The 23,096-nt window shown below is 71.8% G+C and carries 19 protein-coding genes; 14 read left to right on the top strand and 5 right to left on the bottom strand.

Features of this window, described 5'->3' with window-relative positions:
• Positions 1–2: 2 nt before the first annotated feature.
• Both ACIBQ1_RS57425 and ACIBQ1_RS57420 read right to left on the bottom strand, forming a co-directional pair.
• Positions 3–1,949: an FtsX-like permease family protein gene (locus tag ACIBQ1_RS57425; RefSeq protein ID WP_397291692.1), complete on the bottom strand. Its 1,947-nt coding sequence runs from the start codon at positions 1,947–1,949 to the stop codon at positions 3–5.
• 88 nt (positions 1,950–2,037) lie between these two features.
• The gene (locus ACIBQ1_RS57420) at positions 2,038–2,730 is read right to left on the bottom strand and encodes an ABC transporter ATP-binding protein (RefSeq protein WP_397291691.1); all 693 of its coding nucleotides are present in this window, start codon (positions 2,728–2,730) and stop codon (positions 2,038–2,040) included.
• 92 nt (positions 2,731–2,822) lie between these two features.
• Between ACIBQ1_RS57420 and ACIBQ1_RS57415 the strand changes: the two genes are divergently transcribed.
• Both ACIBQ1_RS57415 and ACIBQ1_RS57410 read left to right on the top strand, forming a co-directional pair.
• Positions 2,823–3,470, top strand: coding sequence for a response regulator (locus tag ACIBQ1_RS57415; RefSeq protein ID WP_397291689.1), 648 nt, complete (start codon positions 2,823–2,825; stop codon positions 3,468–3,470).
• A 115-nt stretch (positions 3,471–3,585) separates the two neighbouring features.
• Positions 3,586–4,242 (top strand): DUF4328 domain-containing protein, encoded by a 657-nt coding sequence (locus ACIBQ1_RS57410; protein ID WP_397291687.1) that lies wholly within the window; start codon positions 3,586–3,588, stop codon positions 4,240–4,242.
• Positions 4,243–4,254: 12 nt separating this feature from the next.
• On the opposite strand, the gene ACIBQ1_RS57405 is transcribed toward ACIBQ1_RS57410, so the two are convergent.
• Positions 4,255–5,256: an LLM class F420-dependent oxidoreductase gene (locus ACIBQ1_RS57405; protein WP_397291685.1), complete on the bottom strand. Its 1,002-nt coding sequence runs from the start codon at positions 5,254–5,256 to the stop codon at positions 4,255–4,257.
• A gap of 106 nt (positions 5,257–5,362) precedes the next feature.
• Between ACIBQ1_RS57405 and ACIBQ1_RS57400 the strand changes: the two genes are divergently transcribed.
• A complete protein-coding gene (locus ACIBQ1_RS57400; RefSeq protein ID WP_397291684.1) occupies positions 5,363–6,784 on the top strand; it encodes a sulfatase in 1,422 nt (473 codons plus the stop codon).
• Here the strand turns inward: ACIBQ1_RS57400 and ACIBQ1_RS57395 are convergent.
• Entirely contained in the window at positions 6,760–7,461 is a 702-nt protein-coding gene (locus ACIBQ1_RS57395; protein WP_397291682.1) for a FadR/GntR family transcriptional regulator, read from the bottom strand. The two genes, ACIBQ1_RS57400 and ACIBQ1_RS57395, sit on opposite strands and share 25 nt — an antisense overlap.
• An 85-nt stretch (positions 7,462–7,546) precedes the next feature.
• On the opposite strand from ACIBQ1_RS57395, the gene ACIBQ1_RS57390 reads away from it, so the two are divergent.
• The 3 genes from ACIBQ1_RS57390 to ACIBQ1_RS57380 are packed head-to-tail and all read left to right on the top strand — an operon-like array spanning position 7,547 to position 10,222.
• Positions 7,547–8,278: a (Fe-S)-binding protein gene (locus tag ACIBQ1_RS57390; RefSeq protein WP_397291681.1), complete on the top strand. Its 732-nt coding sequence runs from the start codon at positions 7,547–7,549 to the stop codon at positions 8,276–8,278.
• Positions 8,275–9,666: a lactate utilization protein B gene (locus tag ACIBQ1_RS57385; RefSeq protein ID WP_397291679.1), complete on the top strand. Its 1,392-nt coding sequence runs from the start codon at positions 8,275–8,277 to the stop codon at positions 9,664–9,666. The genes ACIBQ1_RS57390 and ACIBQ1_RS57385 overlap by 4 nt, the downstream gene beginning before the upstream one ends.
• Complete coding sequence (locus ACIBQ1_RS57380) at positions 9,653–10,222, top strand: lactate utilization protein C (protein WP_397291677.1); 570 nt, start codon at positions 9,653–9,655, stop codon at positions 10,220–10,222. Before ACIBQ1_RS57385 ends, ACIBQ1_RS57380 begins: the two co-directional genes overlap by 14 nt.
• Here ACIBQ1_RS57380 and ACIBQ1_RS57375 read toward each other — a convergent pair.
• Complete coding sequence (locus tag ACIBQ1_RS57375) at positions 10,212–11,228, bottom strand: Vms1/Ankzf1 family peptidyl-tRNA hydrolase (protein WP_397291675.1); 1,017 nt, start codon at positions 11,226–11,228, stop codon at positions 10,212–10,214. The genes ACIBQ1_RS57380 and ACIBQ1_RS57375 overlap by 11 nt on opposite strands.
• Before the next feature lie 85 nt (positions 11,229–11,313).
• On the opposite strand from ACIBQ1_RS57375, the gene ACIBQ1_RS57370 reads away from it, so the two are divergent.
• From ACIBQ1_RS57370 to ACIBQ1_RS57335, 8 genes are all read left to right on the top strand, one after another.
• Positions 11,314–12,393, top strand: a complete 1,080-nt coding sequence (locus tag ACIBQ1_RS57370) for a GNAT family N-acetyltransferase (RefSeq protein ID WP_397291673.1) — start codon at positions 11,314–11,316, stop codon at positions 12,391–12,393.
• A gap of 81 nt (positions 12,394–12,474) precedes the next feature.
• Positions 12,475–13,650 carry a precorrin-6y C5,15-methyltransferase (decarboxylating) subunit CbiE gene (cbiE, locus tag ACIBQ1_RS57365; RefSeq protein ID WP_397291671.1) on the top strand — a complete coding sequence of 392 codons (1,176 nt, stop codon included), beginning with the start codon at positions 12,475–12,477 and terminating at the stop codon, positions 13,648–13,650.
• 70 nt (positions 13,651–13,720) lie between these two features.
• On the top strand, positions 13,721–14,566 hold the full coding sequence (locus tag ACIBQ1_RS57360; protein WP_397291670.1) for a sirohydrochlorin chelatase: 846 nt from the start codon (positions 13,721–13,723) through the stop codon (positions 14,564–14,566).
• 13 nt (positions 14,567–14,579) lie between these two features.
• Positions 14,580–15,650 carry a nicotinate-nucleotide--dimethylbenzimidazole phosphoribosyltransferase gene (gene cobT, locus ACIBQ1_RS57355; RefSeq protein WP_397291668.1) on the top strand — a complete coding sequence of 357 codons (1,071 nt, stop codon included), beginning with the start codon at positions 14,580–14,582 and terminating at the stop codon, positions 15,648–15,650.
• Between the two features lie 25 nt (positions 15,651–15,675).
• Positions 15,676–16,689, top strand: coding sequence for an agmatinase (gene speB / locus ACIBQ1_RS57350; RefSeq protein ID WP_397291665.1), 1,014 nt, complete (start codon positions 15,676–15,678; stop codon positions 16,687–16,689).
• A gap of 81 nt (positions 16,690–16,770) precedes the next feature.
• Entirely contained in the window at positions 16,771–18,003 is a 1,233-nt protein-coding gene (gene cobA, locus ACIBQ1_RS57345; RefSeq protein WP_397291664.1) for a uroporphyrinogen-III C-methyltransferase, read from the top strand.
• A gap of 464 nt (positions 18,004–18,467) precedes the next feature.
• Entirely contained in the window at positions 18,468–20,774 is a 2,307-nt protein-coding gene (locus ACIBQ1_RS57340; RefSeq protein ID WP_397291662.1) for a dynamin family protein, read from the top strand.
• Entirely contained in the window at positions 20,771–22,393 is a 1,623-nt protein-coding gene (locus ACIBQ1_RS57335) for a GTP-binding protein (RefSeq protein WP_397291661.1), read from the top strand. Before ACIBQ1_RS57340 ends, ACIBQ1_RS57335 begins: the two co-directional genes overlap by 4 nt.
• Positions 22,394–23,096: the final 703 nt, after the last annotated feature.

The raw sequence follows: 23,096 nt of genomic DNA, 5'->3' as shown, positions 1-23,096 counted from the left end.
GGTCAGTCCGGGCGGGGGGCCGGGTCGGCGGTCACCGAGCGGAGCAGGGGGCGGCTCAGGGCGCCTGCGGCGATCACGCCGCCGAACCCGGCGACGACGCAGCCCACCAGCGTGATCATGCCCACGGCGTTCACCGCGCCGATCATGAACGGCACCGCGCAGAACACCCCCACCAGGATCGCCCCACCGCCCATCACCGTCAGCGGGATGAGCGTCTCCGCGCGCCGCGCCCGGTCCAGGACCTCCAGCGGCGTCCCCGCCAGCCGCAGCAGCCCGTACGTCTGCCGCCGGTCCAGCACCGACGACGCGGCCGTGATGCCCGAGCTGGCGATGGCCACCAGGAACGACACCGACAGCACCACGATCGTGCCCACCCGGACGTCGGCCAGGAGCTGCAGGCCGAACCGCTGGTCGTCGTCCTCCGTCGTGGGGGTGTGCCCGGGGACTAGCCCGGCGAGCGCGGTGCGGGCGCGGTCGATCGTGGCCGGGCCGGCGGAGCTGCCCAGGGCGGCGACCACGACCCGGTCGGAGGCGCGTCCCGTGACCTGCACCGTCGCGGTGACCCCGGCCGCCCGCAGCCGGTCGCGGGCCTGTCCGGCGACGGCCGTCGCCTGGGCGGCGGGCGCGGAGACCCGCAGCTGCGGAGCCGCCGGGTCGTCGGCGAACGCGCCCGGGCTGAGCAGGCCGAGGAAGCCCGCCACGAAGCCGGTCAGGGCGACGCCGCTCACCGTGCGCCAGGCCGAACGCGGATCGTCGACCAGCCTGCGGCCCGCCAGCAGCCGGGCGGGCGCCCGGGCGCTCCTGGCCGTGACGCGGCCGATGATCCCGACCACCCACGGGCCGGCCAGGTTGATGCACAGGAACGCCAGCCCGATCGCCACCGCCACGATCCCGATGCTGGTCCCCCTGGTCAGCAGCGGGAACACGGCCAGCACGGCCAGCAGGGCGAGAACCCGTACGACCTTCATGCCGGGCGGCGTCTCGCGCCTGGCCACCCCGAGCGGGCTCACCACGACCCGCCGCAGCCCCACGACGGCGGACAGGCCCACCAGCAGCGGCACCGCGACCAGAATCGCGGCCAGGACGAGAGGGGAGGGGAACAGGTCGGAGACGAACCACCCGCCGCCGCCGATCGGGATGCGGGCCAGCAGCGGCGCGGCGGCCGCGTAGCTGGCGGCGCCGAGCAGCGCGCCCGCCAGCGCGACGATCACCGCCTCGGTCACGGTCATGCGGATCACCTGGCCCGGCGTCGCGCCCACCAGCCTCAGGGCGGCCAGCCGCTGGTCGCGCCGGGCGACCGTGAGCCTGGCCGCAGCGCCGCCGAACACCAGCAGCGGCACCACCATGAGCACGCTCGCGACGAGCGTGAGCGCGCTGTAGGCCTCGGAGTCCTCCGAGGGCGTGCCCGCGAGGTCGGCCACCCGGGTCGGGCCCTTGCCGACGATCCAGTCGCGGCTGCGCGCTGCCGTCATCGCGGGCGCGTCCGGCTCGTGGCCGACGACCGCGACCAGCTCGCCCGGGTGGACCAGCGCCTCGTCGCCCAGCACGCCCTTGGGGCCGGGGTAGCGCTTGGCGAGCTGGTCGGCCGGAAGCCGCTTCGCCAGCTCGGCCAGCCCGGGGGACAGCCACACCTCGCCCGGCGCGGGGAAGCGCGGCATCCCGGGCGGCGCCGGCGCCCCGGCCTTGAGCGCGGCCAGGTCGACGACGGTGATCGCCCGGTCGCCGACGAAGTCGAAGCGGGCCGCCTCGACGGCGACCGCGTCCCCCTTGGCGGGGACCGGGTTGCGCCAGGCGCCGCGCTCGCCCCTGGCCTCGAAGGCGAAGTTCGCGGCCACGGCGAACAGCAGCAGCGCCGTGGACACGGCGACGGCGCCCAGCGTGAGCCAGGTGCCCAGCATCCCCTTGCGGCCACCACCCTTGAGCAGCCGCCAGGTCAGGTCCAGGTTCATGCGGCCCTCCGCCGGGGCATCGGGGGCAGCGTCGGGTCGAAGTCCATGCGGCCGTCCGGGGCGCCAGGGGGCAGCGTCGGGTCGAGGTTCACGCGCGTGCCCCGCCCGTCCGGGAGGCGGTCGACAGGAGTTGGCCGTCGCGGACCTCGACCGTCCGGTCGCACCAGCCGGCCACGTTCGGGTCGTGGGTGACGACGATCAGGGAGGCGTCGTTGTGCCTGGTCGCCTCGACGAGCAGCCGCATCGTGTCGTGCCCGGTCTGCTGGTCGAGCGCCCCCGTGGGCTCGTCGGCGAACACCACGGCCGGCTTGGTGACCAGCGCCCTGGCGATGGCCACCCGCTGGGCCTGCCCGCCGGACAGCTCGCCGGGCCGCCGGGCCTCCATGGAGTGCAGGCCGAGGGGCGCGAACCACTCGCGAGCCTGGCGTACCGCCTGGGCCCTCGGCACCCCGCCCAGCATGAGCGGGAGGGCCACGTTCTCCTCGGCGGGCAGCTCGGGCAGGAGCTGGCCGAACTGGAAGACGAAGCCGAACCGGGTGCGGCGCAGCGCGCTGCGCCCCCGCTCGCCCATCGCGTCGATGCGTCGGCCGAGCAGGTGCACCTCCCCGGAGTCCGGCCGCATGATCCCGGCCAGGCAGTGCAGCAGCGTCGACTTGCCGGAACCGCTCGGCCCCATGATCGCCACGGCTTCGCCCGCCCGTACCGCGATGTCCACGCCGCCCAGGGCGACCGTCTGCCCGAACCTCTTGGTCAGGGCATGTCCAACAAGCACGTCGTTCATGGCGTCAAGAATCCCGGCGGGCGGGGGTGCGGCGGATCGGCCGTGCGACCATTTCCGCCTCGGCCGAACGGCCGATCCTTAGAGTTGGGGCCGTGACTATTCGGGTTCTCATCGCCGACGACCAGCAATTGGTACGAACCGGCTTCCAGATGATTTTGGATGCTCAACCGGACATGGAAGTCGTCGCCGCCGTGGCCGACGGCGCGGAGGCGGTGTCGGAGGCCAGGCGGCTCAGGCCGGATGTGTGCCTGCTCGACATCCGGATGCCGAAGCTCGACGGGATCGAGGTGACCCGGGCGCTGGCCGGACCGGGGGTGGAGAACCCGCTGCGGGTGGTCATCGTCACCACGTTCGACCTGGACGAGTACGTCTACGGAGCCCTCCGCTCCGGCGCGACCGGTTTCCTGCTCAAGGACAGTGGGCCCACCCTGCTGATCGAGGCGGTCCGGGCGGCCGCGGCGGGCGACGCGCTGGTGTCACCGTCGGTGACGGTACGGCTGCTGCAGCACCTGGCCCAGCCCAGGCGGGCCGCGCCCGCCATGAGAGATCCGCTGACCGATCGCGAGCTGGACGTCGTGCGCCTCGTCGCGAGGGGCCGGACGAACCAGGAGGTGGCCGCGGAGCTGTTCGTGTCGCTCTCGACGGTCAAGACGCACCTCGGCAGCATCCAGGCCAGGCTCGGTGTCAGAAATCGAGTCGAAATCGCAGCTTGGGCGTGGGAATCCGGCGTGGTGAGCTGATTAACAGCGGGGCTCCCGGGATACAAGTGAATCAGAACCTCAGCGCATGGCCCGGGGGGAGAACAACGTGCGCTATGAACAGACACCACCGACGAGAGCCGCCTCTGCCGTATATGTGACGCTTGCCACCCAGGTTCTCTCCCTCGGCGCCCTTGTGATCTTCGAACACTCCCGCGGGCGCCACCTCGCCGTCCAGCTCGCCGCGTTCGGCGGTCGCCCGCAGGGAGCCGACGCGGAGGCCGTGGTGGGCGCGGTGACGGCGTTCGCGGTGCTGATGATGCTGGTGGCGGGCACCTCGATCGCCGCGGCCGCCGCTTACGTGACGTGGTTGGTACGTGCCAGGCAGGCCAACGACCGCTCGGCCGTCTCCGGCCCCGTGGCGGCCGCCTGGCTGGTCCCCGGCTACAACCTGGTGGCGCCCGTCGCGCTGGTGGACGAGGTGTGGCGCGGCACCAGGCCGCCCGCGGGCCGCAGGGTGAGATGGCTGGCGCTGCTGGCCGGGTGGTGGTTGAGCTGGCTGGCCATGCTCGCGCTGATCACGATCCGGCTCCCGCTCGACTCGTCCGTCGGCGACCTGACGGGCGTGGGGCTGCCCGAGCTGATCTGCTCGGCGCTGGCGGCCCTGCTGTGCGCGGGGACGGTACGCGAGCTGACGCGCCTCCAGCGGGGCGCCCGCGCGCCCCGTGCCGTCGAGCCCGGCACGGTGCACGCGTTCTCGCCCCAGCCGCCCCATCCGGCGCCCGGCTCCACCCCGATCGGCCGTACGGGCTAGCTCGGGCGGGGCTCAGCCGAGCACCAGGTCGCGGATGAGCTTCAGCGAGGGCTCGTCGCGCGGGCCCATGACCAGGAGGCTCGTGACCGGGCTCTTGTGCCAGAGCTCCAGGCGTTCCTTGATCCGCCCGGGCGGCCCGACGAGCGAGATGCCGTCGGCCAGTTCGTCCGGGATCGCCTGGAACGCCTCGTCCTTGCGGCCCGCCAGGTAGAGCGCCTGGATGTGCTCGGCGGCCTCGGCGAACCCCATCCGGCCGATGATGTCGGCGTGGAAGTTGCGCTGCCGGGCGCCCATGCCGCCGATGTACAGCGTGAGCATCATCTTCACGCCGTCCAGCGCCGCCCGCACGTCGTCCGAGATCACGACCATCACCATCGCGGCCACGTCGAAGCCCGGGGGAGCGCCCGCGAGCGACTCGCCGTACATCTCCTCGATCTTGGAGGGGAACGCGAACAGCGGCAGCCACCCCTGGGCCAGCTCGGCGGCCAGGGCGACGTTCTTGGGCCCCTCCGCCCCCAGATAGACGGGGATGTCCGCGCGGAGCGGATGCGTGATGAGCTTGAGGGGTTTGCCCAGGCCGTCCGCCAAGGGGAGCGGGTAGTGCGGGCCGTCGCCGGTGACCGGCTCCTCCCGGCGCCACACCTTGCGCATGATCTCGACGTACTCGCGCGTCCTGGCCAGCGGCTTGGCGAACGGCTGGCCGTACCAGCCCTCCACGACCTGCGGGCCCGAGGCGCCCACGCCGAGCAGCAGCCGGCCGCCGGTGAGGTGGTCGAGGGTCATGGCGGTCATCGCCGTCGTGACGGGCGGTCTGGCGGAGATCTGGGCGATCGAGGTGCCCAGCTTGATGCGGCTCGTACGTGCTCCGTACCAGGCCAGCGGCGTGAAGACGTCGCTGCCGTACGCCTCGGCGGTCCACACCGAGTCGTAGCCGAGCCGCTCGGCGGCGAGCACGGATTCGGTCGCGTCGTCGGCGTGGCGCTGCCAGTAACCCAGGTTCAAGCCCAGCTTCATATGACACCTCCGGAATTAAGTTCTATTACGGCTGTGGCGGTCGAGAGTGTCAATGGTGGACATTCCGGGGTAGTCAGACCCTGTGGTCAACGGTCTGTGTCGACTCGTGTGCTTGCTGCTACTACTGCTGGCGGCAGGCCCAGCGATGGCCGAGGGCGAGTCCCGGCCGAACATCGTGCTCGTGATGGCCGACGACCTCGAATACGGGACATTGCCGTACTTTCCCAACATCACCCGGGAACTCGTGCAGCGGGGCACCTCGTTCGACCGGCACTTCGTGACGAACTCCTGGTGCTGCCCGTCGAGGTCGTCGATCCTGCGCTCCCAGTACGTCCACAGCCACGGCGTGTGGACCAACACGCCGCCGGAGGGCGGGTTCGACCGCTTTCATACCACCGATCTGGAGCGTTCCACGATCGGGACGTGGATGAAGCAGGCCGGCTACCGCACGGCGCTGATGGGCAAATACCTCAACCACTATCCGGGCGCGACGGCCGACGAGAAGTTCGTGCCGCCGGGCTGGGACGAGTGGGACGTGCCCGTCCGGCGCCTCTACGAGGAGTACGACTACCGGCTCAACGAGAACGGCTCCGTGCGCGACTACGGCTTCTCCGACGGCGACTACCTGTCGGACGTGCTGGCCAGCAAGGCCCGCCAGTTCATCTCCGGCTCGAAGGGGGATCCGTTCTTCCTGTACCTGGCGCCGATCGGCCCGCACAACCCGGCCAACCCGGCCGTCCGGCACGCGAACGCGTTCGCCGGCGCGCTCGCGCCGCGCACGCCGTCGTTCAACCAGTTGGACGTGAGCGAGGAGCCGGAGTGGCTGCGTTCGCGGCCCAGCCTGGAGGAGCCGATCATCGACCAGGTCGACGAGCGCTACCGCGCCAGGATGCGGTCCATGCTCGGCGTGGACGACCTCGTCGGGGCCGTGGTTGACGAACTCCGGCGGACCGGCCAGCTGGACAACACCTACATCTTCTTCACCTCGGACAACGGCTTCCATCTCGGCACGCACCGGCTCAGGCAGGGCAAGACCACCCCGTTCGAGGAGGCCATCAAGGTTCCGCTCGTCGTGCGCGGCCCCGGCATCAAGGCGGAGGCCACGGTCACCCGGCTGACCTCGTCGGTCGACCTGGCGACGACGTTCGCGGAGCTGGGCGGGGCCGTGGCGCCGCCGTTCGCGGAGGGGCGGTCGCTGCTGCCCCTGCTGAAGGGGAAGCCGCCGGTGTGGCGGCGGAACGTGCTGATCGAGTTCGCCAGGCCGACGGACGAGTCGTCGGGCGCGCAGACGCCGGTGCCGCCCTATCGCGCGTTGCGTACGGAGCGGTACAAGTACGTCCGGTACGCGACAGGGGAGAGCCAGCTCTACGATCTGCGCGAGGACCCGTACGAGCTGCACAACCTGGCCGGGCGCGCCGATCCCGCGCTCGTGAGGGGGTTGCGCGAGCGGCTGGACGCGATGGTGGCCTGCTCGGGCGCCACCTGCCGGCAGGCCGACCTCCGTCAGGGCTCGAACAGCGACGGGTAGGCGTGCGCCAGGTGATCGGAGACCGCCCGGGTGGCCTCGTCGGCCTCGCCACGGGCGATGGCGTCGAGGATGCGTACGTGGTCGGCGCGCAGGATCGACGTGTCACCCAGGCGCTGCACCGCTTCGACCGAGTATCTCCGCATCGAGTCGCGTAGCGACCGCATGATGGCGGCGATGAGCCGGTTGCCCGACGCGTCCGCGATTGCGCAGTGGAAGGCCGTGTCGTGCTCCACGAACTCCTCGGCCGTGCTCGCCCGGTCCATCCCGGCAAGGGCGGCGGCGAGTGCGGAGGTGTCGGCCCGTGCGGCGGCGGCGTGGGCGGCGGCCCACTGCTCGATCATGTGCCGGGTGTCGATGACCTCGCGCATCTCCAGGCTGGCCAGGCCGAGGTGCAGCCTGAGCAGGTCCGTCAGCGCCGTGTCGGGGCGTGAGGTGAGCACGGCCCCCGCGTCCGGACCTCGGCCCACCTGGGAGGACACCACGCCGAGGGTCTCCAGCACGCGTATGGCCTCGCGTACCGACGAGCGGCTGACGCCGAGTTGCTCGGCCAGGTGGCGCTCGGCCGGCAGCCGGTCGCCCACCGTGAGGCCGTCCTCGGCGATGCGCCGCTCGATCTGTGCGAGAACGTCCTCGAACGTCCGCGTTCGCTTGACGGGACGCCAGCCGCTGTCGTCCAACGGACCCCCTCATGGTGGCCGGAAAGGATGTGGTTCGGTATGGTCTGACCATACTGTGGTCAGACCATAGAGTGGAAGGAGAGCCGTGCGAGTCGCCCTGTTCATCACGTGCGTGAACGACACGCTCTTCCCCGGCACCGGCAAGGCCGTCGTGTCGCTCCTGCGCAGGCTCGGGTGCGACGTGGACTTCCCCGCCGCCCAGACGTGCTGCGGCCAGATGCACGTCAACACCGGCTACCGCGAGGAGGGCGTGCGGCTGGCCCGCCACTTCACCGAGGTGTTCGCCGGGTACGACGCGGTCGTGGCGCCGTCGGGGTCGTGCGCGGCCATGGTGCGCGAGCAGTACCCGAAGCTGGCCAGGCCGGGCAGCAGGGGAGCGACGGCCATCGCGGAGGTCGTGCCGAAGGTGTACGAGCTGTCCGAATTCCTGCTGGACGTGCTGAAGGTCGACGACGTAGGCGCATATTTCCCGCACCGGGTGACATATCACCCGACGTGCCACTCGCTCCGTGGCCTCCACCTGGGCGACCGGCCCACCAGGCTGCTGCGGAACGTGCGCGGCCTGGAGCTGGTCCCGCTGCCGGGCGCCGAGGAGTGCTGCGGCTTCGGCGGCACGTTCGCGGTCAAGAACCCGGCCGTCTCCGCGGCGATGGGCGCCGACAAGACCCGCAACATCCTGGACACGGGCGCCGAGGTGATCTGCGCGGCGGACAACTCGTGCCTGATGCACATCGGCGGCACGCTGACCCGCCAGAAGACCGGCGTCAGGACGATGCACCTGGCGGAGATCCTGGCGTCGACGGAGGAGGCCCAATGAGCGCGACCTTCATCGGAATGCCCGGCAATTTCCCGAAAAATGCTGCAAAAGCGGTGCAAAACTCGCAGCTCCGCTTCAACCTTCGCAAAGCCACCCACACGATCCGCGGCAAGCGCGCGAATGTCGTCGGCGAGCTCCCCGACTGGCAGGAGCTCCGCGCGGCCGGCAAGGCGATCAAGGATCACACCCTCCGCCATCTCGACCGCTACCTGATCCAGCTCGAAGCGGCCGTGACCCGCGCGGGCGGCACCGTCCACTGGGCCAGGGACGCCGCCGAGGCCAACGCCATCGTCACGAGCCTGGTCAAGGCCACCGGCGAGACCGAGGTGGTCAAGGTCAAGTCGATGGCCACCCAGGAGATCGAGCTCAACCAGGCGCTGGCCGCGCAGGGCATCACCGCGTACGAGACGGACCTGGCCGAGCTGATCGTCCAGCTCGGCGACGACTTCCCCAGCCACATCCTGGTCCCGGCCATCCACCGCAACCGGTCGGAGATCCGCGAGATCTTCCTGGAGAAGATGCCCAAGGTCCCGCCGAACCTGACCGACGACCCGCCCGCCCTGGCCGAGGCGGCCCGGCTCCACCTGCGCGAACGCTTCCTCAAGAGCAAGGTCGCGATCTCCGGCGCCAACTTCATGATCGCCGAGACCGGCACGCTCGTGGTGCTGGAGTCGGAGGGCAACGGCCGCATGTGCCTGACGCTCCCGGAGACGCTCATCAGCGTCGTCGGGATCGAGAAGCTCCTGCCCTCCTGGCGGGATCTGGAGGTGTTCCTCCAGCTCCTGCCCAGAAGCTCCACAGGCGAGCGGATGAATCCCTACACGAGCATGTGGACGGGCGCCGTCGAGGGCCAGGAGTTCCACCTGGTGCTGCTGGACAACGGCCGCACGGACGTGCTCGCCGACGAGGTGGGCCGCCAGGCGCTGCGCTGCATCCGCTGCTCGGCCTGCCTGAACGTGTGCCCGGTGTACGAGCGCGCGGGCGGCCACGCGTACGGCTCGGTCTATCCGGGCCCGATCGGCGCGATCCTCACGCCGCAATTGCGCGGCATGTCGTCGGATCTGGACGCCTCCCTGCCGTACGCCTCCAGCCTGTGCGGGGCCTGCTACGAGGTGTGCCCGGTCGCCATCGACATCCCCGAGGTCCTGGTCGACCTGCGTGCCAAGGCCCCCCACGCGGCGGCCGAGCGGGCCGGGATGAAGGTCGCGGGCTGGATCTTCAACGACCACAAACGCCTGGCCACGGCCCAGCGGGCGGCCACCCGGCTGCGCGGGCTCGTACCCAGGCGCCTGCCGGGGCCGCTCTCGGCCTGGACGGACACCAGGGACTTGCCGGAAATCCCGGAAGAATCCTTCAGAGACTGGTGGGAGCGGAATGAGCGCGCGTGAGGAGATCCTCGCCAGGATCGGCAAGGCCGTGGCGGGGGCGGCGGACGTCGAGATCCCCCGGCACTACCGGACGACCTATGAGGTCGCGGACGACGCGGCGGACATCGTGCGGCTGTTCGCCGAGCGGGTGGACGACTACCGGGCCATCGTGCACGTGCTCCCCGCCGCCGAGGTGCCCGCCAAGATCGACGAGACCGTGGCGGGCCGCCGCATGATCGTCCCCGACGGCTTCGACCGGGAGGGCGGCTGGAGCGACCTCGACACGGCCGACGGCGTGATCACGTACTGCGCCGTGGCCATCGCGGAGACCGGCACGATCGTCCTCGACCACGGCCCCGGCCAGGGCACGCGAGCCCAGACGCTGGTCCCCGACTACCACCTGTGCGTGGTGCGGGCCGACCAGATCGTGGCCGGGGTGCCCCAGGCCGTCGCCAGGCTCGACCCGGCGCGCCCGCTCACCTGGATCAGCGGCCCCTCGGCCACCAGCGACATCGAGCTGAACCGGGTCGAGGGCGTGCACGGCCCCCGGACCCTCGAAGTGATCATCAGTACCTGAGCACGGCCGCCACGTCGGCGACGTCGCCGGAGAACCACAGCTCCGCGTCCGTCATCGCGGCGGCCCTGACCAGGGCTGAGTCAGCCCGCTCCCGGACGGGCTCGGCGACGCCCCAGCGCCGCAGCTCCTCCGGATCGGTGGCCAGCTGGGTGCCGCCGTCGCCGATCCAGATCTCCCGCGGCAGCTCGCCGGGCATGAGGATCGCCTGCACCCGGCCCTCGCGCAGCGCGTGCGCCACGCGGGCCACTCCTGTGGGCCCGGACGTCTCCTGGTGGCGCTCCAGCAGCTCGGCGCGCTTGCGGTCGAGCCACTGGTCGAGCGCCCGCTCCACGTCCTCGTCGAACTGCCCGTGGTCGGCGCGGCTGCCGTGCTCGACCATCATCACCCGGTCCGCGGACTTGGTGTTGAGGTGATGCAGCAGGTACGAGCGGGACTTCGGCTCGCCGGCGACCAGGACGAGCTCGGGGCCGATGCGGCGTACCTGCTCGTCGATCTCGTGCGCGACGGCCACGGCGTTCTTCTCCCAGGTCTCGTCCACGGCCCGCTCGTACCGCTTCTGCGACCAGCCGCCCTGCGCGGTCTTCTGCAGCGGCCAGTCCTCGGCCTCCACCACGGCCGTGCGCGGTGACCCGCCGCCGAACACCGCCAGCTCGGCCCCCGCGTGGTTCACGATGACCCGGATGTGCGGGACGTTCTCGCCGCGCCCCATGAGCAGGGGCGTGACATGGGGCAACGGCGACCACCTGCCCAGTTCCCCCGGTGACCGCCGGAGCCACTCGGCCAGCACCACGTCGCCGTGCGCGGCGAACATCGCCCGCCCGGCCGCCGGGCGCTCGGCCTCCTCGTCCAGGGCCTCCAGGGTGGCCTTGTCTGCCTCGTCCTTCTCGAGCTGGTCGCGTACGCCGCGCCAGTGGGCCTCACGTTCCTGCCCGGTGTAGGCGCCCAGATAGACGGACGCGTACGGGCCGTGCCGCTCGTACAGCGGGCGGATGAAGTCGAGCCGCACCGTTCACCACCTCCGCTACACCTCTCAATTGCGCCCCTACCCCCGCTTTCCTGAGCAAACCTCGCGAGTGTGTACCCTGCCGAGCGTGTTCGACGCTGACGTGAGCATCGCCACAGAACGGCTGACCCTGCGGCCGTTCAGCCTCAAGGACTCCGCCAGGATCCGCACGATCGTGCGGTCCGGCGTCCGGTTCCTGCCGCCCGGCGCTCCCGAGAAGGCCTCCGGCATCCCCCGGTGGCTGTCGATCGGGGTGCACGAGCTGCGCCGCTCCGGGCAGGGCGTGCACCTGGCCATGGTCGACGCCGAGGGCGTCATCGTGGGCGCGATCAGCCTGTTCAAGACCTCATGGAGCGCGGGGACGACCGAGGTCGGGTACGGCGTCCACCCCCTCTACCGGGGCCGCGGCTTCGCCACCGAGGCCGTGCGCGGGCTGGTGAGATGGGCGTTCGAGACCATCGGGCTGCGCAGGGTCGATCTGACCGCCAAGCTGGACAACCTCGCCTCGCTCCGCGTGGCGCTGAAAGCCGGCTTCACCTGGGAGGGGCTGCTGCGCGACGCCGTGCTGGAGGAAGACGGGCCGCACGACCTGGTCATGTTCGGCCTGCTGGCCTACGACGGCCGCCGCCAGGGCGAGGCCCTGCCCCGGACGGAGCTGCGTACCCAGCGGCTGCTGCTGCGGCAGCCGTCCGCCGAGGACGTGCCCGACCTGGCGGCCACCGTCGCCGACCCGATCACCCAGGCCAACACGGGCTATCCGCGCGACTACTCGCAGGACCACGCGCGGGCCTCCGTCGGATCGGCCGAACGGATCCGGATGCGGGGCGGGGGCATCACCTGGACGGTCGTTGAGCTGGACACGGGCCGCTTCGCCGTGAACGTGGACCTGCGGGACGTCGACTGGGCCCACAGGACGGCCGAGATCGGCTACATGACCGCGCCGTGGGCCCGCGGCAACGGGTACGCGGGCGAGGCCGTGGTGGCGATCGCGCGCTGGCTGTTCGAGCGGCAGAGCTTCCGGCGGCTGCAATTGCGCGCCCTTGCCACGAACACGGCCTCCCAGCGGGTGGCGGAGAAGGCGGGCTTCGTCCGCGAGGGCGTCGCCAGGGCCTCGCTGGGCGGCCAGGACGTGATCGTTTACAGCCTCATCCCGTCCGACCTGGCCTGAGGGCACACCGGACTGACCCCGGTACCCCTTTGTGAAACCCCGCCGCAGCCGTCACCCTTGAGGTGAGGACGGTGAGGCGTGATGATCACGGTGGTCGGGTGGGACGGGCGCGAGTTCTCGGCCAAGGCGCTGGACAAGCTCCACGAGGCGAAGCTCGTCGTGGGCCCCGACGCCGTTCTCGGGCAGCTCAGGCTCTCCGCGCCGACCGCTGCCGACGGCGCGCTGCTCGACGTCCTGGACGATCACCTCGAACACGGAGAAGGCCCCGCGGTCGTGGTCGCAGAGGGCGATCCCGGATTCTTCGGCGTCGTCCGCACGTTGCGGGCGCACGGCATCAAACCGGACGTGGTGCCGGCGATCTCGCTGATCACCCGCGCCTTCGCGTGCGCCGGGCTCAACTGGGAGGACGCGCTGGTCGTGGCCCCGTCCGGCCCGAGCCGGCTCGACCGGGTCGTCAACGCCTGCCGGGCCCATCCCAAGGTGGCGCTGCTCGTCGCGCCCGGCGTCGGCCCCGCGGAGATCGCCAGGGAGCTGGCGCCGACCACGCCCCGCGCGCTGATCGTCTGCGAGGACCTCGGCGGCCCGGACGAGCGGGTCACGCACAGTCGCATGGGCGAGGCCACGACCAGGCCCTGGAAGGACCCCGACGTCGTCCTCGTCATCGACCCGCTGCACCGGCCCAAGGAGCCGGGCTGGCTGGCGGGCGCGCAGCCCGGCCCGGACGAGTGGGCGCTGCCGTTCGAGAGCGCGCTGCCGCCGGAGGTGCGGGCGTTCATCCTGGCCAAGCTGGGCCCGCGGCTCGGCGACCTGGTGTGGGACGTGGGCGCGGGAGCGGGCGAGATCGCCGTCGAGTGCGCGCGGATGGGCGCCGCCGTCGTGGCCGTGGAGCGCGAGGAGGAGTCCTGCGCCCGGCTGCGCGCCAACGTGCTCAAGCACGGCGTCAAGGTGGCTCTGACCAGGGGCCAGGCGCCGCCGGCGCTGGAGCCGCTGCCCGACCCCGACGCCGTCTACGTGGGCGGCGGCGGCCTCGACGTGGTGGTCGCCTGCGCCGCCCGCGGCCCGCGGACGCTGGTGTGCGCGCTCAGGAAGGTCGAGCAGGTCTCGGCGGTGCTCGACCGGCTGCGCGAGCACGGCTACCGCGGCGAGGGCACCCAGATCCTGGCCTCGAAGCTGGCGCTCGACCCCGACGGCTCACACCGTCTGAGCGCTTCCGACCCCGTGTTCGTCGTGCATGCGAGGCCCGCGCACACAGAGTGACCTGTTCCCTACCGGGGCGCATCGGATATCCTCGCGTGTCTTTGTCTAACGCACCGGAGATTCCCTCACAATGAAGCCGCCGCTCCTGCTGATCGGGCAGGGCTCACAAGATGACGCCTACGCCGCGGAGTTCGGCCGGTTCGTCCATCGGCTGCGTTGCCGCCTTGACCAGACGGGTGCCGACGTGTCCGGCGGCTACCTCGAACGTGCCTCCCCGCGGCTGAGCGACTCCGTCGCCTCCCTGGTGGCCAAGGGCCATCACCGGATCGTGGCGCTGCCGCTGAGCCTCAGCAGGATGAGCGAGGAGTTCCCGGCCGCGATGGAGCTGGAGCAGAAGCGCCATCCGACGCTCATGTACGACTACGGCCGCCCCCTCGGCCCCGACCCCCGCGTGCTGGGCCTGCTGGCCGAGCGACTGAACGAGGCCGCCACTGAGATCTCCAAGCCGCGCGCCCTGGAGCTCGTGGGCGCCAGGCCCCGGCTCCGTGCGGTCGACTCCCTGCCCGTCGACGACCACCTCGAGGACGTCGAGCCGGGCGAGACGGCGGTCGTGCTGGTGGGCGAGGGCTCGACGGACGCGGCCGCCAACGCCGAGGTCCATCGGGTCTCCCGGCTGTTCTGGGAGACGCACGCCTACGACTTCATGACCGTCGAGACCGCTTTCGTGTCGGTCACCCCGCCCGGGGTGCCCGGCGGGCTCGAACGCTGCCGCCGCCTGGGGGCCAAGCGCGTGATCGTGGTGCCGTACCTGCTGTTCGCGGGCGGCATGCTGGAGCGCGTGTGGGCGCAGGCGCTGGCGTACGGCGCGGGCCACCCCGATCTCGACATCCGCTGCGCCGAGGTGATCGGCGACTGTGAGACCCTGGCCGACATCGTGATCGACCGATACGAGGAAGCGCTCCAACTCGTCCCGTAAGTGGAGGTTTGCCGTGCTCGCTGAGACGCTCGCAGCGATCCGTCCCGCGGATGCCCGAGCCATCGCCGAGGCCCGCGCGTACCAGGACCGCCTCACCAAGCCCCGCGGTTCGCTCGGCGTGCTCGAGGAGATCGCGGTACGCCTGGCGGGCACCGCGGGCGTCAGCCCGCCGCCCATGCCCGAGCCGGCGGCGCTGGCCATCTTCGCCGCCGACCACGGCGTGCACGCGCGTGGCGTCACCCCGTGGCCGCAGGAGGTCACGGTGCAGATGGTGGCCAACTTCCTGGCCGGCGGCGCGGTCGCCAACGCCTTCGCCGCCCAGGCCGGAGTGTCCGTGACGGTCGTGGACGTGGGCGTCGCCGCCGACCTGCCCGAGGCGCCCAACCTGATCGACCGCAAGATCGCGCACGGCACCGCGGACCTGTCCGAGGGCCCCGCGATGAGCGTCGACCAGGCGGTCAGGGCGCTGGAGGCGGGCATCGGCGTGGCCCGCGACCTCGTGGCGTCGGGGGCCCGCTGCCTGATCACCGGTGACATGGGCATCGCGAACACCACCGCCTCCGCCGCCCTGATCGCCGTCTTCGCCGGCCGCGACCCGGCCGAGGTGACCGGCAGGGGCACCGGGATCGACGACGAGACGTACGAGCGCAAGGTGGGCATCGTGCGCTCGGCCCTGCGCACGAACGGCCTGTCCGGGGCCCTGGCCACGCCCAGCGACGCGCTGCGTGCCCTGGCCGCGGTCGGCGGGTTCGAGCACGCGGCCATCGCGGGTTTCATCCTGGGCGCCGCCGCCGCCCGCGTGCCGGTGATCCTCGACGGCGTGATCGCCGGTGCCGCCGCCCTCGTGGCCGCCGCGCTGGACCCGGCCGCGATCGACCACTGCGTCGCGGGCCACCGCTCGGCCGAGCCCGGCCACGCCGCCGCGCTCGTCCACCTCGGGCTGCGCCCGCTGGTGGACCTGGAGCTGCGCCTGGGCGAGGGCACGGGCGGGCTGCTGGCGTATCCGGTGGTCTGCGCGGCCGTACGGGTGATGCATGACGTCGCGACCTTCGATTCGGCGGGAGTGACCGAAAAGACCATGTGATGATGGAGGACACTGGAGGTGAGCAGTGTCCCGCTACGGTCCCATGTACGGTCCTGACATCACATTCCTGGGCGTAGACCGTTGCGACGTCAACGATCCGGCCTCCTACGAGGGTGCCGACGTGGTCATCGTCGGCGCCCCCTTCGACGGAGGCACCAGCAACCGCCCCGGCGCCAGGTTCGGCCCGATGGCCCTGCGCCAGGCCTGCTACCTGCCGCACGACGGCTCCAGGCCCAGCCTGGCGCTGCGCGTGGACGCCCTGCGCGACCTGCGGGTATTGGACGCCGGTGACGTCGAGTGCTACTCGGGCGACGTCGAGGGCTCGCTGGCCGCGATCGAGGAGGCGGTGCACCGCGTGGCCGCCTCGGGGGCGATCCCGCTGGTGCTCGGGGGTGACCACACAGTGGCGCTGCCCGACGCCAGGGGCACCGCCAGGGCGTACGCGGCCGGCCGCACCTCGATGATCCACTTCGACGCGCACGCCGACACCGGGAACATCGCGTTCGGCCACCTCTACGGCCACGGCCAGCCGATGCGGCGGCTCATCGAGTCCGGGGCCATCAGGGGCGACAGGTTCCTGCAGATCGGGCTGCGCGGCTACTGGCCCGAGCCGGAGACGCTGGGCTGGATGGCCTCCCAAAACATGCGTTCGTACGAAATGACGGAGATCGTGGCCCGCGGGCTGGAGGAGTGCCTGACGGAGTCGTTCACGATCGCGCTCGACGAGTGCGACCAGATCTTCCTGTCGGTGGACATCGACGTCTGCGACCCCGGCCACGCCCCCGGCACCGGCACGCCCGAGCCCGGGGGCCTGACCGCCAGGCAACTGCTCGATTCCGTTCGTCGCATCTGTTACGAACTGCCCGTGGCCGGAATGGAGGTGGTCGAGGTGGCGCCGCCGTACGATCATGCGGACATCACCGCCTACCTGGGAAACCGGGTTATCCTTGAGGCACTGTCAGCGATGGCCAGACGCCGGAAGGATGCTCAGGGCGGGCCTCGCTGGGATCCGCGGCAGCCCCTTCTCGACGGTCGTTAACCCGGGCGCAGCAAATGACGGTTCCGGAGCCGGTAGGTTTACGTCCTAACACAGAACCTTCGCGAACGGGAGATTCCCCCCATGGGCCCCTACCTCCTCGGCCTGCGGCTTTCCGGCCGCCGGGTCCTCGTCGTGGGCGGCGGGCGCGTCGCACAGCGGCGGGTTCCCGCGCTGCTAGAGGCCGGTGCGGAGGTCACGGTCGTGTCGCCGAGTGTGACGCCGGCGCTCGACGACCTGATCGCCGCCGGCAGGGTCACCTGGCACGCCCGGCCCTACGAGGTCGGCGACTGCGACGGTGCCTGGCTCGTACAGGCCTGCACCGACGACAGGTCCGTCAACACGGCGATCGCCGCCGAGGCGGACGCCAAACGCGTGTGGTGCGTGCGGGCCGACGACAAGGACGCCTCGGCCGCCTGGACGCCCGCCACCGGGCGGGTCGACGAGATCAACGTGGCCGTCACCGCGGGTGGTGACCCGCGCAGGGCCGCCGGCATCAGGGACGCGGTCGTGGAGGCGCTGCGCGACGGCACGGTCGACGCCCGGCGCAACCGCACCAAACCGGTCGGCGTGGCCCTCGTGGGCGGTGGCCCCGGCGATCCCGGCCTGATCACGGTGCGCGGGCGGCAACTCCTCGCGCAGGCCGACGTGGTGGTCGCCGACCGGCTCGCGCCCCGGGCCCTGCTCGACGAGCTGGCCCCCGACGTGGAGCTGATCGACGCCGCCAAGGTCCCCTACGGCCGGGCGTTGTCCCAGGAGACCATCAACGAGCTGCTCGTGGACCGAGCCAGACAGGGCAAGTTCGTGGTCCGGCTGAAGGGCGGCGACCCGTTCGTGTTCGGGCGCGGCGGCGAGGAGATGATCGCCTGCGCCCGGTCCGGCATTCCCGTGCTGGTGGTGCCCGGCATCACGAGCGCCGTGGCGGTGCCCGCGGCGGCCGGGGTGCCGGTGACCCATCGGGGGGTCAGCCAGGACTTCCACGTGATCTCCGTGCACGTCGCGCCCGACGACCCCAAGTCCACCGTCGACTGGCCCGCCCTGGCTCGTTCCCAGGGCACGCTGGTGCTGCTGATGGCCGTCGAGCGGCTGGCGAAGGTGGCGGAGGCACTCATCCGAGACGGACGTCCCCCGGAGACTCCCGCAATGGTGGTGCAGGACGGTACCCTTCCGACCCAGCGGGCGGTCACCGCTTCGCTTTCCACCGTGGCCGACCGCGTGTCCGCGGCTGGGATCCGGCCGCCGGCGATCGTCATCGTCGGCGACGTCGTGAGGGTCGGCCAGGAGGTCGAGATGGTTCGAGCGGAGCGCTTGCCGTGAACACGGCCATGGATGATGGGCGGCAGGAGTCACCGGGAGAGCAGACGTTGAGCTTCCGCCCGGTGCGTGACGAGGACCTACCAGAGGTCCAGGGCGACGACGCCTTCGACGCCTTCGGCACGAAGAGCGCGCGGAAGAAGCGCGGGGCTCCCGCCGAGCCACCGGCTTCGGGGGAGCGCGAGGCTTCTGCGGCCTCCGCGGCTTCCGCGGAGTCACCGGTTTCCGCGGAGTCACCGGCTTCTGTGGCCTCCGCGCCTTCTCCGGAGCCACCGGCTCCGGATGAGCCCGGCGAGGCCACCGTTCCTGGCGGCGACCCGGTCGCCGTTCCTGGCGATGCCGCAGCCGCTTCGGGTGATGCTGCCGCCGCTGCTTCAGGTGGCGCTTCGGGTGATGCCGAGGCCGCCGCTTCGAGTGGCGGCGCGACCGCCGCCGAGGCGGGTCCGGCCGCCACGGTGGATGACGACGTGCCTGAGGAGGCCGACGATCCCGTGGACGCGGGCGAGGCCGAGCGGCCCTCCCTCTTCGTGAAGCCGGCCGCGCTGGGCGGTCCTGGGGCCGGCAAGGCGCCGTCCGCGCCGGACGTACCCGCCGTGCCCGATCCGCCTGGCGCGGAGGAGGCGAGCCGCGAGCGGACGTCCTTCCTGACGGAGGACTCGTTCGAGGAGGACTTCGAGGAGGAGTTCGAGGCCGAGCCTGAGCCGCGCGCCGAGGAGCCGTCGTCGCCGGACGGTCCGCCGTCACTCGACGGGCAGCTTCAGGACGAGCAGCTTCAGGACGAGCAGCTTCAGGACAGGCAGCTTCAGGACGACGTGGCGGCCACGGAGGACGAGGAGCCGGGCGACGCGGAGCTGGGCGATGCGGAGCTGAGCGACGACGGGCAGGCGGGTGACGAGCAGCCTCAGGGCGCGGAAGCGAGCGACGAGCAGTCGCAGGCCGAGCCGACGGTTGACGAGCCGTCCCCGGCCGGCGAGGCGGACGCCGACGAGCAGCCGCAGGGTGGTGAGGAGTCCCGGGGCGGTGAGAAGTCCGCGAGCGACGCCCCTGGGGAGAAGCCTGAGACCGGTGGCGCATCTGCCGAGAAGCCTGAGGCCGGCGGCGCATCTGCCGAGAAGCCGGCGCGCGGGGAGGAGTTGCCCCGCGAGGCCGCCGAGGCGCTCATGGCGGCGCTCGACACGCTCCGGGTGAGCGTCGCGGACCTGCGCTTCGGCCTCGACCTGCCCGGCGCGGAAGAGGCCAGGCAGACGCAGGCCGAGCTGCTGGCCCAGCTGGAGGGCTATGTGCTCCCCAGGGTCAGGACCAGCACCGCCCCCGCCCTGATCGTGGTCGCGGGCTCCACCGGCGCCGGCAAGTCCACCCTGGTCAACACGCTGGCCGAGAGGAACGTCTCACGCACCGGCGTGCGCCGCCCGACCACCGGCACCCCCGTGCTGGTCTGTCACCCGGACGACCGTAAGTGGTTCGCGGAGGGAGAGCTGCTCGGCAGCCTCCAGCGGCTCGACAAGCCCGCCCCCGAGGCCGGGATGCGGAGCATGGTCGTCGTCGCGACCGAGAAGCTCCCGCAGGGCGTCGCGCTGCTCGACACCCCCGACATCGACTCGGTCGTCGAGGAGCACCACGAGGTCGCCCACCGCATGCTCGACGCCGCCGACCTGTGGATCTTCGTGACCACGGCGGCCCGCTACGCCGACGCCCCCGCGTGGAACCTGCTGAAGCTGGCCAAGGAGCGCGGCGCCCGGCTCGCGATCGTGCTGTCGCGGGTGCAGCCCAGGTCGGTCGATGTGGTTCTGAAGCATTTCGTACGGATGCTCACCGAATACGGCCTGGGTGAGATCGACAGGTTCGTCATCAACGAGGCGAAGGTCACCGACGGCAGGCTGCCCGACGGCGAGGTCACCGACCTGCGGCTCTGGCTGGCCGAGCTGTCGGTCGACGAGGAGCGCAGGGCCCAGGCCGTGCGCGAGACGCTCAACGGCGTGCTCAACAGCTTCCGCACCCGCGTGCCGGCGCTGGCCAGGCACCTGGAGGGGCAGGTCGCGTTCCGGACGGAGCTGCGCAGCGACGTGGAGGCGGCCTTCCGGGGCGCGCTCGCCGAGGTCGACAAGGCGTCCAAGAACGGCTCGCTGCTGCACGGCGAGGTGCTGGCCCGCTGGCAGGATTTCGCCGGCTCCGGCGACCTCATGCGCTCGCTCCAAGTGCGCAAACGCGGCCGGTCGGCCAAGCACGCGCCGGAGCGGGTGCTGGCGTTCAAGGCGGCGATCCGGACCGGGCTCGAGTCGGTGATCGTCGCCGCCGCCAACCGTGCCACCGAGGAGGTGGCCGCGCGCTGGCGGCACCGTTCCGAGTTGGGCGCCAAGCTCGGTGAGGGCCTCGACAGGCCCTCCGACCATCTCGTACGTCACGCCGGCCGGGCCATCGCGTCGTGGCAGGAGCACCTGGGCGAGCTCGTACGCACCGACGGCGTGGCCAAGCGGTCGGTGTCGAAGCTGGTGTCGTTCGATCCCGACTCGCTCTCGTTGATCTTCACGGTCGCGATGTTCAGCGGGACCAACGGCGAAGGGGTGCCGCACCGGCTGGTCAACGCCCTGCTCGGCGCGGAGTCGCTGCGCGGCATCGGCGCCAAGGCGCTCAGCGATTTGCGGGCCAGGATCGGCATGCTGTTCGACGAGGAATCCATGCGTTACGTGCAAGCCCTCGACACCGCGGGCATTCCGGACGAGTCCGTGGCGACCCGTCTCTACCAGGCGACGTACAACCTCGAGGTCGCCCGATGACCACCATGACGACCAGGCCTGGGCTGGCTCCGCGGTTGACCGCGCTCACCAAGGTGGTGGAGCACGGTCCCGGGCGGCTGGACAAGAAGCTGCTCAACGAGGCCAACGCGCTGCTGACGCAGGCCGGGGAGCGGCTCAAGCTGTCCTCCGAGCACACCGTCGTCGCCCTGGCCGGCGGCACGGGCAGCGGCAAGTCGTCGCTGTTCAACGCCATCTCGGGGCTGGAGCTCTCGCCCACCGGCGTGCGCCGGCCGACCACCGCCCGTACGCATGCCTGCGTGTGGGGGCTGGAGGGCGCGGGCCCGCTGCTCGACTGGCTGCAGATCCAGTGGCGGCACCGCTTCTCCCGGGCCAGCGCGCTCGACAAGGGCGACAGCCAGCTCCACGGGCTGATCCTGCTCGACCTGCCCGACCACGACTCGATCAGGGCCCTCACCGACACCGAGGCCGACCGGCTCATCGGCCTGGCCGACCTGGTGGTGTGGGTGCTCGACCCGCAGAAGTACGCCGACGCGTCCACGCACCGCCGCTACGTGACGGAGCTGGCGGGGCATGAGGCGGTGACCGTGTTCGCGCTCAACCAGGCCGACAGGCTCACCAAGGAAGAGCTGGCCGAGCTGGTCATCGACCTCAACGACCTGCTGCGCCGCGAGGGCGTCGAGCATCCCAGCGTCGTACCCACCTCCGCGGTCACGGGCCGCGGCATCGAGAGCCTCAGGAGTGTCATCGCGACCGCGGTGGCCCGCCGGCGCGCCGCCATCCAGAAGCTGGAGGCCGACCTGCACCGGCTGGAGCAGCGCCTCGGCAAGGCCATGCCGCTGGGCGAGGCCCTGTCGGCGCCGTCCTCGGTCGACGAGGCCCGCCGGATGGGGCTCACGGACGCTCTGTGCGATGCGGTGGGCGTACCGGCCGTGGGCGAGGCCATGGAGAACGTCTACGCCGAACGGTCGAGCCACTGGGTGGGCTGGCCGTACCCGCGGTGGTTCTCGAAGTTCCGCTCGAACCCGCTCAAGAGTCTGCGCCTGCAGGACGTGGGGGAGGAGATCCGCGGCATCACGACCGGCTCGGTGAGCGCCCAGTCGGCCGAGGTCGCCAACGCCGTACAGGCACTCGCCGACGGGCTGTCGGTGGGGATGCACCCGGTGTGGCGCACGGCGGTCCACCAGGCGGCCCGCTCCCGCTCCGGCCAGCTCCCGCAGGCCCTCACTGAGGACCTCACGGAGGTCGCGCCGCAGCTCGACCGGGTACCCGGGTGGTGGCGCGCGCTCAAGGTGTGGCAGTACGTCCTGGTGGCGGCGTTCGCGGCCGGCCTGGCCTGGCTGGTCGTCGGCCTGTTGATGCCGGGCCAGCTTCCTCCGTCCTTGGAACTGCTGGGCGACAGCGCGACGCTGCCGTGGGTGGGGCTGATGATGGCGTCCGTGCTCGGCTTGGGGGCGCTGTCGGGGATCGCCTCCCGCAACTTCGTCGAACTGGGCGCCTCGCGGGAGCGGGAGCGGCTGGAACGCGAGATGCGTCGCCGCGTGGCGGCCGTGTCGACGACGATGGTCGTGGAGCCGGTCGAACGCGAACTGACCCGCCACCACGCCTTCTACACCGCCCTCCGAGACCTGTCGACCTGACGCCCTCGGCGGCCCATCCGCACGCCACCCCACACCCCTGCCACCTTCCAGGCACCAACCCACGCCTCCGCCGTCTCCCAGGCACCAACCCACGCCTCCGCCGTCTCCCAGGCACCAACCCACGCCTCCGCCGTCTCCCAGGAGCCAACGCACGCCTCCGCCGTCTCCCGGGAGCCGAGCGCACCTTCGCCGTCTCCCAGGAGCCGGCCGCATGTCCGCCGCCTCCCAGAGCCGCGGCCAGCATCGTCCGCGTCTCACGGGCCCCGTCCGCGTCTCACGGGCATCGGCCGGGGCGTCTCACAGGTGTGCGTCGACGTCTCGCGGGCATTTGTGCCGACGCGTCAAGCCCGTTTGTTTGTGCCGACGCCCCTCGGCTGCTTGCCCGGCCGCTTCGCGGGCGTTTACGTTGACGTCCTTCGGCTGTTGCGCCGTCGTCTCGCGGGCGTTCGCGCTGGCGTCCTTCGGCTGTTGTGCTGTTGTCTCGCGGGCATGTACGCCACCACTTGCGACCGTTTGCGCCCGCGTCCTAGGAACAGCCGCGCCCACATCCGCAGCCCGATGACCTCGCGTCCTAAGGCGCTTTGCAGCCTCTTGCTCGCAGGCTGGCATCGCGGCTCTCGTATGCTTGCACGCCCACCGCTTGAACCTTCGCCATGGGACCGCCATGGGACCCACTGCCCTCGCGCGAGCAGAAGGCCTCCTG

It is taken from the genome of Nonomuraea sp. NPDC050153 (genome assembly GCF_044460125.1).
Classification (GTDB): domain Bacteria; phylum Actinomycetota; class Actinomycetes; order Streptosporangiales; family Streptosporangiaceae; genus Nonomuraea.
This window is presented reverse-complemented; position numbering and strand designations above follow the sequence as displayed.